Annotated in this window: 13 protein-coding genes and 1 pseudogene; 8 read left to right on the top strand and 6 right to left on the bottom strand. The window is 55.7% G+C overall.

The window, feature by feature from the left end:
- Window positions 1-8 precede the first annotated feature (8 nt).
- Window positions 9-2,159 carry a reprolysin-like metallopeptidase gene (locus B2U47_RS09760; protein WP_296679360.1) on the top strand — a complete coding sequence of 717 codons (2,151 nt, stop codon included), beginning with the start codon at window positions 9-11 and terminating at the stop codon, window positions 2,157-2,159.
- Here B2U47_RS09760 and rpiA read toward each other — a convergent pair.
- Window positions 2,115-2,774, bottom strand: coding sequence for a ribose-5-phosphate isomerase RpiA (rpiA, locus tag B2U47_RS09755; RefSeq protein ID WP_296679362.1), 660 nt, complete (start codon window positions 2,772-2,774; stop codon window positions 2,115-2,117). The two genes, B2U47_RS09760 and rpiA, sit on opposite strands and share 45 nt — an antisense overlap.
- A gap of 87 nt (window positions 2,775-2,861) precedes the next feature.
- On the opposite strand from rpiA, the pseudogene ilvA reads away from it, so the two are divergent.
- Window positions 2,862-4,382 (top strand): annotated as a pseudogene (ilvA, locus tag B2U47_RS09750) (threonine ammonia-lyase, biosynthetic); the annotation flags it as partial.
- Here ilvA and B2U47_RS09745 read toward each other — a convergent pair.
- Both B2U47_RS09745 and B2U47_RS09740 read right to left on the bottom strand, forming a co-directional pair.
- Window positions 4,379-5,068 carry a pseudouridine synthase gene (locus B2U47_RS09745; protein WP_296679366.1) on the bottom strand — a complete coding sequence of 230 codons (690 nt, stop codon included), beginning with the start codon at window positions 5,066-5,068 and terminating at the stop codon, window positions 4,379-4,381. The pseudogene ilvA and the gene B2U47_RS09745 sit on opposite strands and share 4 nt — an antisense overlap.
- 8 nt (window positions 5,069-5,076) lie before the next feature.
- Window positions 5,077-5,922: an XAC2610-related protein gene (locus tag B2U47_RS09740; RefSeq protein ID WP_296679369.1), complete on the bottom strand. Its 846-nt coding sequence runs from the start codon at window positions 5,920-5,922 to the stop codon at window positions 5,077-5,079.
- A 102-nt stretch (window positions 5,923-6,024) separates the two neighbouring features.
- Here B2U47_RS09740 and B2U47_RS09735 point away from each other — a divergent pair, with 102 nt between their 5' ends.
- From B2U47_RS09735 to B2U47_RS09725, 3 genes are all read left to right on the top strand, one after another.
- Complete coding sequence (locus tag B2U47_RS09735) at window positions 6,025-7,203, top strand: PilT/PilU family type 4a pilus ATPase (RefSeq protein ID WP_296679801.1); 1,179 nt, start codon at window positions 6,025-6,027, stop codon at window positions 7,201-7,203.
- A gap of 90 nt (window positions 7,204-7,293) precedes the next feature.
- Complete coding sequence (locus B2U47_RS09730) at window positions 7,294-7,563, top strand: BrnT family toxin (RefSeq protein ID WP_296679371.1); 270 nt, start codon at window positions 7,294-7,296, stop codon at window positions 7,561-7,563.
- A complete protein-coding gene (locus B2U47_RS09725; RefSeq protein WP_296679374.1) occupies window positions 7,550-7,831 on the top strand; it encodes a BrnA antitoxin family protein in 282 nt (93 codons plus the stop codon). The genes B2U47_RS09730 and B2U47_RS09725 overlap by 14 nt, the downstream gene beginning before the upstream one ends.
- 5 nt (window positions 7,832-7,836) lie before the next feature.
- Here B2U47_RS09725 and argS read toward each other — a convergent pair whose 3' ends face one another.
- Window positions 7,837-9,561: an arginine--tRNA ligase gene (argS, locus tag B2U47_RS09720; protein WP_296679376.1), complete on the bottom strand. Its 1,725-nt coding sequence runs from the start codon at window positions 9,559-9,561 to the stop codon at window positions 7,837-7,839.
- 61 nt (window positions 9,562-9,622) lie between these two features.
- Between argS and B2U47_RS09715 the strand changes: the two genes are divergently transcribed.
- A complete protein-coding gene (locus B2U47_RS09715; protein ID WP_296679378.1) occupies window positions 9,623-10,360 on the top strand; it encodes a M48 family metallopeptidase in 738 nt (245 codons plus the stop codon).
- Window positions 10,361-10,363: 3 nt separating this feature from the next.
- Here B2U47_RS09715 and yciA read toward each other — a convergent pair whose 3' ends face one another.
- Window positions 10,364-10,828, bottom strand: coding sequence for an acyl-CoA thioester hydrolase YciA (gene yciA / locus B2U47_RS09710; protein ID WP_296679380.1), 465 nt, complete (start codon window positions 10,826-10,828; stop codon window positions 10,364-10,366).
- 118 nt (window positions 10,829-10,946) lie between these two features.
- Between yciA and B2U47_RS09705 the strand changes: the two genes are divergently transcribed.
- Entirely contained in the window at window positions 10,947-12,065 is a 1,119-nt protein-coding gene (locus tag B2U47_RS09705) for a PQQ-dependent sugar dehydrogenase (RefSeq protein ID WP_296679382.1), read from the top strand.
- Between the two features lie 79 nt (window positions 12,066-12,144).
- On the top strand, window positions 12,145-12,489 hold the full coding sequence (locus B2U47_RS09700; RefSeq protein ID WP_296679384.1) for a hypothetical protein: 345 nt from the start codon (window positions 12,145-12,147) through the stop codon (window positions 12,487-12,489).
- 38 nt (window positions 12,490-12,527) lie between these two features.
- Here B2U47_RS09700 and B2U47_RS09695 read toward each other — a convergent pair whose 3' ends face one another.
- On the bottom strand, window positions 12,528-13,787 hold the full coding sequence (locus B2U47_RS09695; protein WP_296679386.1) for a hypothetical protein: 1,260 nt from the start codon (window positions 13,785-13,787) through the stop codon (window positions 12,528-12,530).
- Window positions 13,788-13,801 lie beyond the last annotated feature (14 nt).

Raw genomic sequence — 13,801 nt, 5'->3', positions numbered from 1 at the left:
TGCTCGGTATGCTGCGTTTGCTCTTGCTAATGGTAAGTTTGGCGTTTTCTGCTGCACATGCGGATACGCCTCTGTGGCAAGATCTACCAGCACCCGCCACATCATCGGTGTCCTGGCAAGGCAGCCGTGCCGCCAACCGCCTGCCCCCGTTACAGCACGCCCGCTGGCTGAAACTGGATGAGGCATCCCTGCTGGCAACATTGTCTGCTACTCCCACTGATACGCTACAAGCACGCGCTGCCCCGGCAAACATTACCCTACCGTTGCCGGATGGTAACTTCATTACAGTAAACGCCGAGCCTGTCGAATTGCTTGCCCCGCATCTTGCATCACAATACCCGGAAATTCGTGCCTGGCGGGTGACTGCCAGCGATGGCAAGCCCTATCAGGGGCGTATCGGTTTCACTTCAGCAGGCTTCCATGCCATGCTGGACATGCCGGACGGCAATACCCTGTTTATCGACCCACAAACCCGGAACGATGAACGGCACTATGCCAGCTTCAGCAAACAGGCCAATGACGATGCCTTTGCCAAACAATGGTCATGTGGTACGCATTCCACCTCACCAGCCGTTCCCAACCCGCTGGCCCACGCTAGCAAAGCAGCAGCCCGTACCGACATGAGTCTCAACCAGTACCGCTTGGCGACTGCCGCCACTGCTGAATACGCGCAATTTCACGGTGGACAGGCAGCCGCCTTTGCCGCCATTGTCACCACTGTCAACCGCCTGAATGTGGTGTTTGAACGTGATCTTGCCATCAGTTTCACCCTGGTTAGTGACAGCTCGCTAGTTTACACCGACCCCACGTCTGATCCTTACGATGATGCGGATACCATGCAAAGCATGAATGCCAACCAAACCGTGCTGGATAGCCGTATCGGCAACAGCCACTACGATCTGGGGCATGTATTTTCTACCGCAGGCGGCGGGTTGAGTGGTGTTGCCCAATTGGGTAGTGTTTGTAACAACGCCACCAAAGGCATGGCAGCCAGTGGCATTGCCGCCCCGATTGCCACCAGCAGCGCATTTTACATCGACATTGTGGCGCATGAAATTGGGCATCAGTTTACTGCTAGCCATACATTCAACAGCGAGCAGGCAAGCTGTCTTGGCAACCGGGTAGCCAATACCGCTTACGAAACCGGCAGTGGCACAACTGTCATGTCGTATAGCGGCTTATGTGGCACCGACAACGTACAGACCAATAGCCATGAAGCCTTTCATATTGCCTCCATTAGCCAGATACGCTCATTTGCACATACACCGGGTCGGCTTGGCAATCTGTGTGCGCAAGTGACAAGCCGCACCAACAGCCCTCCGAGCGTTGATGCAGGTGAAGACCGCATCATTCCGGCAGGAACACCGTTCCTACTGAGCGGTACGGGCAGTGACCGCGATCTGGATACGCTGACCTATACCTGGGAGCAGGTGGATGCAGGTGCGGCATCCTCCATTAACGAAGACACCACTAATAACCCACTGGTTAAAGTGCTGGCTGCCAGCACATCCCCCAGCCGTACCGTACCGGACATTCCATTGTTTCTGCGGGTTGGCAACCAGCGCGGGCAGATCCTGCCTGCCACCACCCGAACCATGCACTTTGCGCTGGTTGCACGCGATGGCAAGGGTGCAGTGTCGCATGACATCATGCGGGTCAACGTGGTTGATACCGGCACACGCTTTGCTGTCACCAGCCCTGCCAGCCCTTACCTGACTGCTGCCAGTGACGTGGAAGTTGTATGGGATGTCGCCGCAACCGACCAGGAACCGATCAATTGTCAGCAGGTGGATATTGACCTGACTGCCGATGGGGAAACTTATATACCGCTATTGCACGCCACCGCCAATGACGGCGCCGCCAGTGTTACCCTACCCGCACAATTGCCAGCACAGTTTCCGGGGATTTACAGAAACCACTTACGGGTGAAATGCCACGACAATATCTTTTTTGCCCTGTCTGCCACCAGCCCGGTGGTAGCGGCGGCACGTCCACAGGATGCTACCCAACAGACTGGCGAAATACCCAGTGAAAGTGGCGAGCTTAACGGTGGAGGCGGCGGAGCTGCCGCCTTGCCACCAGAGTTGCTGTGGCTCGTGGTACTTGGCTGGTGGTTACGCCGTCAGCGTTTTTACCCCTGCCGCGCCCCCCAGGATTAAGACATCCGCCGGGCGGATCGCAAACAAGCCATTGGTAACGACCCCCGGAATCTGGTTGATGCGGTTTTCCATCGCCACCGGGTCGGTGATTTCCATGCCGTGAATATCGAGGATGATATTGCCATTATCGGTAGTGAAACCGGCACGCAGCACCGGATTACCGCCCAGTTTGACCATTTCCCGCGCTACCAGAGCTTGCGCCATCGGAATGACTTCAATCGGTAACGGGAATTTGCCCAGCACGTTCACCAGCTTGGTATCGTCAGCAATACAGACGAATTTTTCACTCGCCCCCGCCACGATCTTTTCACGGGTCAGTGCACCGCCGCCGCCCTTGACCAGATGCAGGTGTGCGTTGGATTCATCCGCGCCATCGACGTACAACGACAATTGCCCGGCTTCGTTCAGATCCAGCACACGGATACCGTGGCCTTCCAGCCGCTTGGCACTGGCAATGGAACTGGCTACCGTCGCCTCAATCTTGCCTTTCATCCCCGCCAACAGGTCGATAAAGTGATTGGCAGTGGAACCCGTGCCGATACCGACGATCATGCCGGGTTCAACATAAGCGAGTGCGGCTTCTGCTGCCGCTTTTTTCATTTCATCCTGGGTCATGATGCTATCCTGTGATGTTGTAAAAATGGTGATCGGGGCTGAGTTTGCAATATACTAGCCCGCACGTAAAGCACGGCTACCCAAGATACCCCCATGAGCAAATCACTGATCAAACGCATCCTCACCGCCCGCGTCTATGACGTGGCGATTGAAACCCCGCTGGAACGAGCCCGCAGCCTCAGTACTCGCCTAGGCAACGAGGTTTACCTCAAACGTGAGGACTTGCAGCCGGTGTTTTCCTTCAAGCTGCGCGGTGCTTTCAACAAGATGTTTTCGCTGACGCCGGAAGAGCGGGCGCACGGCGTGGTAGCAGCCTCGGCAGGCAACCATGCGCAAGGGGTGGCGCTATCCGGTTCCAAACTCGGCATCAAAACCACCATCGTCATGCCCAAGACCACGCCAGAGATCAAGGTGAATGCTGTGAAAGCGTTTGGCGGCAATGCGGTGTTGCACGGCAATTCCTACGACGAGGCTTACGCCTACGCTCGTGAGCTGGAACGCGAACAACACATGACCTTCGTCCACCCCTTCGACGATCTGGATGTGATCGCCGGGCAAGGCACGATTGGCATGGAAATCCTGCGCCAGCATTCCGGGCCGATTGAAGCCGTGTTCCTGTGCGTCGGCGGCGGCGGGCTGATTGCCGGGGTCGGCAGTTACCTCAAATACCTCTACCCCGAAATCAAGATCATCGGTGTGGAACACGAGGAAGCCCCGACCCTGTACACCTCGATGCAGGCGGGCGAACGGGTGCAACTGGCGCAGGTTGGCACGTTTGCCGATGGTGCTGCGGTCAAGCTGATCGGCGAACAAACCTTCGAGATTGCCCGCCACGTAGTCGATGAAATGATCCAGGTCAGCACCGATGAAACCTGCGCAGCCATCAAGGATGTGTTTGAAGACACCCGCACCCTGCTGGAACCGGCAGGTGCATTGTCAGTGGCGGGGATGAAAAAATACGTCGCCGAACACCAGTTGCAAGGCAAACATCTGATTGCCATCGCCAGCGGCGCGAACATCAATTTCGACCGCCTGCGCCACGTCGCCGAACGTGCCGAACTGGGCGAAGGCCGCGAAATGCTACTGGCAGTCACTATCCCGGAACGCCCCGGTAGCTTCCGTGAGTTCTGTCATGCCATCAGCAACCGCCCGATTACCGAATTCAACTACCGCTACGCCGACGCCCGCGATGCACAGGTATTCGCCGGGGTAAAAATTGCGGGAGGCAAACAGGAACGTGAAGCACTACTCAAGGATTTGCGAACCAAGGGCTATTCCGTCACCGACCTGACCGACAACGAAGTGGCGAAAATCCACCTGCGCTACATGGTAGGCGGGCATTCCAACGGAGCGCAAAACGAGGTACTGTACCGTTTCATGTTCCCGGAACGGCCTGGTGCACTGTTGCACTTTCTGACCAGCATGAGCGCTGGGTGGAACATCAGTTTGTTCCATTACCGCAATCATGGCTCGGATTTCGGGCGGGTGCTGGTAGGGATACAGGTTCCGCTACAGGAACGTGGCGAGTTTTGCGGATTCCTCGACAAACTGGGTTACGACTATTGGGATGAAACGGAAAACCCGGCTTATCAGCGTTTTCTGGGTTAAAGCAACCCCAGCTCTGCTCCCTGTAACACCCGCCACTCACCCGGCGGGAGTTCCGTATCCAGCACCAGCCCGCCAATTCGCTCCCGGTGCAACGCTTCCACCCGGTTGCCCACCGCCGCCAACATGCGCTTCACCTGATGGTACTTGCCCTCAGCAATCGTGATGCGGGCTTGCTGGGTAGGCAGGATTTCCACTTCTGCCGGTTTGGTCAGCCCTTTCTCACCGTGTAATTGCACACCCGCACGCAATTGTTGTGCCGCTGCCTCCGTCAAAGATTCTGCCAACGTTGCCAGATAGGTTTTCGGCACATGGTGTCTGGGTGACATTAGCCGGTGCGACCAGTCTCCATCATTGGTTAGCAACAACAGGCCGGTTGTATCCTTGTCCAACCTGCCGACCACATGTAACGTATACCTGTGCGGGTGGTCGACCAAATCCAGTACGGTACGGTGCGCGGGGTCTTCTGTGGCACTGATCACGCCTGCCGGTTTATGCAACATCAGGTAAATATTGCCCGGTAACACGATGCGCTCCCCGTGCAGCAACACCTCCGCCGCTGGGTCGATATGGGTGGAAGCCTTGGTAATACGCACGCCATTAACCAACACCCTGCCGCCACGAATAAGACCGGACGCTTCCGAACGGGGAATGCCAGTGGACTGGCTGACAAACTGATCGAGACGCATGTTTAACCTTATTGCAGACTGCTGCTGTCAATCCACTTTTCAATCACCTTTTTCCCCTGATAACGGATCAGGAACCAGCCGTCACCCAAGCCACCATCCTGTTTGGCTTTCCAGTCCAGCAGGGTCACTGTATCGCCCTTGATGACGTACATTTTGGTTTTAGATGTGCTATTGGGTTTGTCATGTAGGTAGGCTTTTTCTGCTTGAATGGTCGCGGTGGCAGCGGGTGCGCTTGCATAATCGGTTGCCGTGTCGCCTTGCTGTTCACCCACCACTTTGCTACCGGTCACTTTGCCCTTGGCATCCTTCATGATGACGTATTCCACCACGCTGTCACCTACAGGCAGCATTTGCGTTTCCATTGCAGGGTAAAGTTTACCCTTCACACTGCGGAATACCGTGCTGTACCACGCCGGACCACTACGCTGGGCAGAGGTAAGGGTTTGCTTTGCTGCATCCAGCACCGGGTTGCTGACAGGCTCGCTGAATTCCTTGAGTTTGCCGCCATTCGCGTCACCGAAAAAGACCCGGTAAAACACGTTGACCCCGCCGTAACCGATCCCGTCGCGGATGGCGATGTCCTGCGTTTCATCGAAATTGAAGTCACCGACTTGCGCCACTGGGAAACGTTCTGCCTCCTCACCCTCCAGTGGCTCCAGCTCAAACAGTTTCTGCTCTTTCCAGCCCGGTAGGGTGGCAATAACTGTATTGTTTTTATCCAGCTCCAACGTCACCTTGTAGGATGGCGCTACCACCACCGTGAAAGGAAAAGAGGCTTGTTCCTGCAACTCGCCTTCCGCCCACACTAAACTACTTGCCAAACACAGGCTGGCAAACATCACTGTCTTTTGCATCGCTCTTACTCCCTCATTTTGTCTGTCTGATTAGCATAGCATCCCCGGTTTTTATTGCTACAATGCTGACAAGCAATGAATAACAACAAAGGCATAATTTCGATGAAACTCAAGGAATACCTGCGCATCCTCGCCCATTATGACGGTTCCGACCTGTACCTGACCGCTGATCTAGAACCCAAAGCCAAATTCCAGGGGCGTTTGAAAGCCGTCGATAAAGTCATTATGACCCCGGAAATGCTGCACGACATGGCGTATGGGTTGATGAATGTCGAACAACAGCAACAGTTTGAAAAAAAACCGGAAATGAACCTAGCTATCAGCGAAGAAGGCATTGGTCGTTTCCGCGTCAACATTTTCAAGCAGCGCCACAAAATTGCGATGGTGATCCGCAACATCAAGACCGACATCCCCAACGCCGACAAACTCGGCCTGCCGCAAGTGCTGAAAGACGTGATCATGGAAAAACGCGGCCTGATCCTGTTCGTCGGCGGCACAGGCTCGGGCAAATCCACCTCGCTCGCTGCCCTGATCGACCACCGTAACGCCAACCACGACGGGCACATCATCACCATCGAAGACCCGGTGGAATACGTGCACCCGCACAAAAAATCCATCATCAACCAGCGCGAAGTCGGCGTAGACACCGACAGCTACGAAGACGCGCTCAAAAACACCCTGCGCCAAGCCCCCGATGTCATCCTGATCGGCGAAATCCGCGCCCAGGAAACCATGGAACACGCCCTTGCCTTCGCCGAAACAGGCCATTTGTGCCTTTCCACCCTGCACGCCAACAACGCCAACCAAGCACTCGACCGCATCATCAACTTTTTCCCCGAAGAACGCCGCCACCAGTTGTTGATGGATCTTTCCCTCAACCTGAAAGCCTTCGTCTCGCAACGCCTGATCCCCACCGTCGACGGCAAGCGTGTGGCTGCCATCGAAATCCTGCTCGGTACACCGATGGTGCGCGACCTGATCATGAAAGGCGAAGTCCACGCCATCAAGGAAATCATGGAAAAATCCGAAGAACAGGGGATGCAAACCTTCGACAGCCACCTCTACAAGCTGTATCTGGCGGGGCAAATCTCGCTGGCGGAAACCTTGCGCAATGCCGACTCACCCAGCAACCTCAAGCTCAAGATCAACCTGTCGGGGAATTTGAACAAACCCCGTCCGGCGTCTCCAGCACCTGCACCAGAGGCCAAGCCCAAAGCGGCAGATGCTGATTTCATGGCGAAACTGTCGATTCAACCAAAACCGGAAGCAGAATTGATGTAACTACAAAAAATAGACACGGGGATTATGCAGGATGGCGTTTACAGGTTTTATTTTTGTAGTTACACTAAATCAAAAACAAGGATAACATCCATGAATGTGACCTGTGACCCGAAGAAAGATGCGCTGAATATCCGTAACCACCATATTTCACTGAATGAGGCTAAACGACTGGAGTGGGATACCTTTGTAGCAAGTGAGGACGCACGGTTTGCTTACGGCGAAATGCGGATGGTCGGCTTCGGTTATATCGGGCTGACGCTGTATTGTCTGGTCTATGTGGAAATTGATGATGAAAACTGGCGAGCTATTAGCTTACGGACAGCAACAAAGCGGGAGATTAACGATTATGCCAAAGCTTAAAGTGGGGACTGTTATCCCAACCGATGCGGAAGATGCGCAGATCAGGGCAGGGATTGCGGCTGACCCGGATACTTATGAAGTGACCAGTGCGGAGGATTGGGCACGGATGCGTCCGCTGGGGCGACCCAAGGCGGCCTCACCCAAAATATCGGTAACTATTCGTTACAGTGCAGAAGTGGTGGAGTTTTTCAAAGCGTCGGGTGATGGCTGGCAAACCCGTATGGATGCGGTGCTGCGTGAGTATGTCACGCAGCACAAGGTAGCGTGATAATCTTACATCCGCTCCATCACCCCAATCCCCAACAAGCCCAGGCCGGTTTGCAGGGTTTGCGCTGTCAAATCCGCCAGTTGCAGGCGGCTGTTGCGCACCTCTTCCGCCACACCCTCTTTCAGGATCGGGCAGGCTTCGTAGAAGCTCATGAAGTTGCCCGCCAATTCATACAGATAGGTGCAAAGGTGGTTGGGCAAGCCTTCTTTCGCCACGCTGTCGGTGGCTTCGGTGAATTGCAGCAGCTTCATCGCCAAGGTGCGTTCGGCAGGTTCCTGAAGAGAAATGGGGGAAGTAAAAGATTCCGCACCTGCCTTGCGGAAAATGCTTTTGATCCGCGCATAGGCGTATTGCAAATACGGGGCGGTGTTGCCCTCGAAACTGAGCATTGCGTCCCAGTTGAAGATGTAATCCGAGTTGCGGTTTTTCGACAAGTCGGCGTATTTGACCGCACCAATCCCCACCGTCTGCGCAATCGACTGACGTTCCGTTTCTGGCAGCTCCGGGTTTTTCTGCGTCACCAGGGCGAAAGCGCGTTCTTCGGCTTCTGCCAGCACTTCCACCAGCTTGACCGTGCCGCCGCTGCGGGTCTTGAAGGGCTTGCCGTCTTCGCCCAGCATGTTACCGAACGGCATGTGTTCGAGGGATACGCCCGCACGCACAAAGCCCGCTTTACGTGCCAGCGTGAACACCTGCTGGAAATGCAGTGACTGGCGGGCATCGGTGAAATACAGGGCGCGGTCGGCATGTAATACCGCGCTGCGGTAGCGCAAGGCGGCAAGGTCGGTGGTGGCGTACAGGTAGCCACCGCCGGTTTTCTGCACAATGATTGGCGTAATGCTGCCATCCTTGTTCTTGAATTCTTCAAGGAATGCACACTGCGCGCCCTGGTCTTCCACCAACAAGCCTTGTGCCTGCAACTCGCTGACAATGTTGGCAAGATCGGCGTTGTAGGCGCTTTCCGGTTGCACATCGGCACGGGTCAGGGAGACACCCAAACGTTCGTAGACCTCTTCGCAATGGTGCAACGAAATGTCGATGAATTGCTGCCACAGCGCGAGGCATTCCGGGTCGCCGGATTGCAGCTTCACCACGTAATCGCGGGCTGCATTGGCAAACTCAGGCTCAGCATCGAAACGTTGCTTGGCAGCGCGGTAGAAGGTTTCAAGGTCAGACAACTGCATGGAAAGCTCGCCACCCTGTGCTTGCAGGCTGACCATGTGCGCAATCAGCATCCCGAACTGGGTTCCCCAGTCACCGACGTGGTTCTGGCGGATCACCTTGTTGCCCTGGAATGCCAGCACCCGTGCCACCGCGTCGCCGATGATGGTGGAACGTAGATGCCCGACGTGCATTTCCTTGGCAAGATTCGGCCCCGAGTAATCGACAACGATGGTCTTCGCCTCCTCCCCTGACAAGGGGAGGTCGGGAGGGGTTTCTTCCAACCTTTCCGCCAGCCACTCATGCTTTAAATAGATATTGATGAAACCTGGCCCTGCCACTTCCAGCTTCGCCGCCATGTCGGACAAATCCACACTTTCCAGCAAGCGGGTAGCGAGTTCGCGCGGGTTGGTTTTCAACTGTTTGGCAGCCGCCATCACGCCATTGGCCTGGTAGTCGCCGAATTCGGGGCGGGCGGAAGGTTTGACAATGGCGGAAACGGTGTCAGGCGCACCCAACGAATGCAGGGCGGCGGTAAGGCGGTCATCAAGCAGTTGGCGGATATTCATTTTGTGCTTCGGGTTTGGTCAAAACGGGGATTTTAGGCGGGTTGCACGCTAGAATCCACCCATGAACAACACGCACCTGAAACTGCCGGATGGTCGCAGCCTGCCCTTCACCATCCGCCCTAACCCCCGCGCAAAATACCTGCGGATGCACCTGTCCGTCGACAAGGGGCTGGTTGTCACCCAACCGCCGGGGGTGACGGCACAGCAGTTGCTGCACTGGATCAACAGCCAGATGGGCTGGATTACCACCCACCTGCCCAAGGTAGAACAGCAAACCCAACCACCCACCGCCACCACCTTACCCGACCGCTTGGAATTTCCGGCGACGGGTGCGCGTTTCCGGCTGGCCTATGTGCCAACTGCCCACCATAACATTGCCACCGATCTGGCAGATGACGGCACGCTGACCCTTTCCGGTGCGGTTGGCAACCCGGAGCATTGCCGCTACGTGCTGCGTGAGTGGACGAAAAACTACGCCCGCCACCATCTGGGGCAGATGCTGCAACAACTGGCGGTGCAAACCGGGCTGGGTTACGTCAGTTACAGCGTGAAGGGGCAGGCGACGCGTTGGGGAAGCTGTTCCAGCCGTGGCAATATCAACCTCAACTACAAGCTGGTGCTGCTACCGGTGGCGTGGGTGCGTTACACCCTGATCCACGAGTTGTGCCATACCGTGGAAATGAATCATTCCAAGCAGTTTTGGGCGCTAGTGGCGAAGTTTGTGCCGGAGTACAAGACGATCCACGCGCAGATGAAAGGCGCGATGCAACACCTGCCAGACTGGACAAAAATAGGTTGAGGCTTACAACGGGCGCTTGTTGCCGTCTGCGTCGATGGCAACGTAGGTGAAATCGGCTTCCGTCACCTGCCAGCGCAGTTCCACATCGCTGCCGTGCCACAGCGGTTTGACCCACACTTGCAGATGCAGGGTGATGGAAGTCTTGCCGGTTTTCACCACATCGCCGTAACAGCACACCACGTCACCGACATTGACCGGGCGGATGAATTTCATGCTGTTGACCGCCACCGTCACGATCCGGCCTTTGGCAATTTCCTTGGCGAGGATGCCGCCTGCCATGTCCATCTGCGCCAGAATCCAGCCGCCGAAGATGTCGCCGTTGGGGTTGGTGTCCTTGGGCATGGCGAGAGTGCGCAGGATCAGGGTTCCGCGTGGGTGGGGCACATCACCCGTCGGGGCATCTTCTGGCAAACTGACGGCGACTACGCCCATAACGGCTCCTTGATAAATGGTTGGGTCACGATTCATTCTACCCACTCATCACCTTATGCAGCAATTCCAGCCACCACCCCGTCTTGCCCCGCCAACACTCTGCCCGCAGTCGGGCTATACTGGAAAGATACCACCTGCTGACAGGATGCTACCCATGTCACACCGTTACCTTCCGTTTCACCGTTGGTTGCTGCTAAGCCTGTGGGGATTGCTGTTTGCCTTGCCCACCTCACTGTTGGCAGATGTTCAAGCCGTACCCGTGGTGACAGGGCTGCAACACCCTTGGGGCATGGTATTTTTGCCAGACGGTGAAATACTAATCAGCGAACGTTCCGGTCGTTTGCGCCGTATCCAGCACGACAAGCTGCTGGCGGCTCCCGTGGCAGGTCTGCCCGAAATTGAGGAATACGGGCAAGGAGGGTTGCTGGGGCTGGCACTACACCCCCGTTTTGCTGACAACCGCTGGCTGTATTTCGCTTATGCGGGTAACGGGGAGGATGGCTACAGCACCCATTTGGCACGCGGGCAGTATCAGGAGGGTGTACTCAGCAATGTGCAGACACTGTTTGCTGTCAGCCCGCAAACACGCGCCGCCCAGCATTTTGGCGGGCGAATTGCCTTCGACCGTGCCGGTTACGTTTACCTCACGCTTGGCGACCGGGGCAACGCCGACAACGCACAGAATCTTGCCAACCATGCAGGCAGCATCATCCGCCTGCACGATGACGGGCGTATCCCTGCCGACAACCCCTTCGTCAAGACGGCCAATGCCCGTGCGGAAATCTGGACTTACGGTCATCGTAACGTGCAGGGCATTGCCATGCACCCGCAAACCGGCGACATTTGGGCAGGTGAACACGGCCCGCAAGGCGGTGATGAAATCAACATCCTGCGCAAAGGGGCAAACTATGGCTGGCCTGTAATCACTTACGGCGAGGAATACGGTGGTGGCATCATTGGCGCAGGCGTCACCCAACAAGCGGGCATGGAACAACCCGTGTTGTACTGGACACCCTCCATTGCCCCGGCAGGCATGACCTTCTACAGCGGCGACAAATACCCCGACTGGCAAGGCAAACTGCTGGTAGCGGCACTCAAGTTCAAACTGCTCGCCGTCATTACCCTGGATGGCAACCGTTACCTCAATGAAGAGCGGTTGCTGGAAGGGAAGATCGGGCGTATCCGCGACATCCAACAAGCCCCGGACGGGTATTTGTATGTGCTGACAGACGAGGAAGACGGCGGGTTATACAGACTAGCTGTACAGGATTAGCTTGATATAAATCAGGGTGATAACCACAAAGCAGCGTAGGATGAAACTGTCGGGACACAACAAAAAGGAGGCAAATCCCATGAAAACACGTCTATCTGCCCTGCTATTCAGCTCGCTGTTAATGTTCTCCGCAGTTATCAACCCTTGCTGGGCTGAAGACGAGGAAGATGGCGATGCCTATAACACCGCAACGGCTGTTGAGGGAACCAGTGTAGATGCGGCAGGTTACGCCAATTCTGATGATTATGAATCAGCCGCAACCAACGCAGGCGCAGGCTTTGATACAGCGACCGAAGGTAGCCCGCCGCCTGTTTACCTGAATTGCGACCCGTGCGTGGTTGACCCGAATGACCTTAAGCAGTACGACCCACCGGAACCAAGCCTGAAACCTTCGTATGTTCCGCCATTGCCAGATTCAATGTAAGCCACACAGGGTAGCATTATCACAGGGCGGACTTACCGTTAGCGGTAAGCCCGCAATGACACCAGATTCCCCTGCTGTGCGTGGGCGTCGACATCTGCTGATGCCAGTTCGTTCGACGGTTTCAGTGTGCCGAGATCAAGGGAATCGCTTGCTTTGCGAGTGCTATCTTTTACGCTATCCGGTTCCGCCAGAAAGTCCAGCAAATCCTTGTCAGCGAAATCATTTCCCTGTGCAGTGACAAGCGGGTCAGTGACCGGAGTGACCGGATCGGCATTGACTGCCTCAGGTTCGGCAATCAGGGTGTTGGAAACATCGAAGACAGCACGTTGCAGGGTGGAGAGCATCGTGCGAGCATTTTCCACCCCACGGTGCAGATCGGTAGAAATTTGGTCGGTCAAATCAAGGGTCTGGCTGATACGTTCCACCCGGATTTGATCCACCATTTTGAACTGTTCCAGAATACGGCGGCTGAGTTCGTCGCTTTGTGCTTCACGGATACGCATTTCACCCACATGTCGACGGCTTTCTTCCAGACCAGCTTCCAGCTCAACACGTGCCTGATCAGTGGTTTGGAACAAGGTGGCGAACTGTTCATTGGCTTGCCCTTCCATCCCCTGCATTTCTGTGTGGAAGTGCTGGAACACGGCATCAGCCTCATGCTGGTAACGTTTCATTTGCTCCAGCAAATGGCTGGATTCACTCAACATGTCTTCAAGACGACGATGAACTTCGGCTGACAGGCGCGAATTTTCCTGCTGGTTCTGAATTTGTTCCTGATGGTGTTCAATCAGCTTGCGGGTGAAACCTTGCGCCATTTTTTCCTGATCATGCAAGCGGATCAGGCTGGCATCCACACTTTCCAGCCCTTCACGCAGCTTGCCACGGATGCGTTTGACGCTTTCCACCGAATCGCCCAACTGTTCATCCCAGTAAGATTGCAGGTGTTGCAGGCGTTCGCCCAACTGGCTGGAAATATCGCGCATTTCATGTTCGGCAGTGGCAACACGCTCAATCATGCGCTCCACCTGCTCGGCACGTGCCTGAGCCGCCTGATGGTTGCGGCTGACATCGGCTACCTGTTCCTTGAGTTGCTTGACAAGTTCTTCTGCATCTTGCGCACCATGCTGGGTGATTTCCAGCACATTAGCGATACGTTTCTGATCGCGTTCTGCTTGGGAACGCAGGTCACGCAAGTGTTGTGTATCACGATTTCCAGCTTGCGGATAAAGCAGCAACAGCGCACCAACGGCTGCCATCAAGGCGATCAGGATAATGATCCAGTCGATGTACCCCAACATAAATGAAACCCCTG

The organism is Thiothrix sp. UBA5583 (assembly GCA_002425225.1).
GTDB lineage: Bacteria > Pseudomonadota > Gammaproteobacteria > Thiotrichales > Thiotrichaceae > Thiothrix > Thiothrix moscowensis.
This window is presented reverse-complemented; position numbering and strand designations above follow the sequence as displayed.

Bases quoted from the DNA above. Each gene is read 5' to 3' on its own strand.
- B2U47_RS09760 (WP_296679360.1), top strand. From the start codon at position 9: ATGCTGCGTTTGCTCTTGCTAATGGTAAGTTTGGCGTTTTCTGCTGCA.
- B2U47_RS09705 (WP_296679382.1), top strand. From the start codon at position 10,947: ATGTCACACCGTTACCTTCCGTTTCACCGTTGGTTGCTGCTAAGCCTG.
- B2U47_RS09745 (WP_296679366.1), bottom strand. From the start codon at position 5,068: ATGCGTCTCGATCAGTTTGTCAGCCAGTCCACTGGCATTCCCCGTTCG.
- B2U47_RS09695 (WP_296679386.1), bottom strand. From the start codon at position 13,787: ATGTTGGGGTACATCGACTGGATCATTATCCTGATCGCCTTGATGGCA.
- B2U47_RS09725 (WP_296679374.1), top strand. From the start codon at position 7,550: ATGCCAAAGCTTAAAGTGGGGACTGTTATCCCAACCGATGCGGAAGAT.
- yciA (WP_296679380.1), bottom strand. From the start codon at position 10,828: ATGAATCGTGACCCAACCATTTATCAAGGAGCCGTTATGGGCGTAGTC.
- B2U47_RS09715 (WP_296679378.1), top strand. From the start codon at position 9,623: ATGAACAACACGCACCTGAAACTGCCGGATGGTCGCAGCCTGCCCTTC.
- B2U47_RS09735 (WP_296679801.1), top strand. From the start codon at position 6,025: ATGAAACTCAAGGAATACCTGCGCATCCTCGCCCATTATGACGGTTCC.
- argS (WP_296679376.1), bottom strand. From the start codon at position 9,561: ATGAATATCCGCCAACTGCTTGATGACCGCCTTACCGCCGCCCTGCAT.
- rpiA (WP_296679362.1), bottom strand. From the start codon at position 2,774: ATGACCCAGGATGAAATGAAAAAAGCGGCAGCAGAAGCCGCACTCGCT.
- B2U47_RS09730 (WP_296679371.1), top strand. From the start codon at position 7,294: ATGAATGTGACCTGTGACCCGAAGAAAGATGCGCTGAATATCCGTAAC.
- B2U47_RS09700 (WP_296679384.1), top strand. From the start codon at position 12,145: ATGAAAACACGTCTATCTGCCCTGCTATTCAGCTCGCTGTTAATGTTC.
- B2U47_RS09740 (WP_296679369.1), bottom strand. From the start codon at position 5,922: ATGCAAAAGACAGTGATGTTTGCCAGCCTGTGTTTGGCAAGTAGTTTA.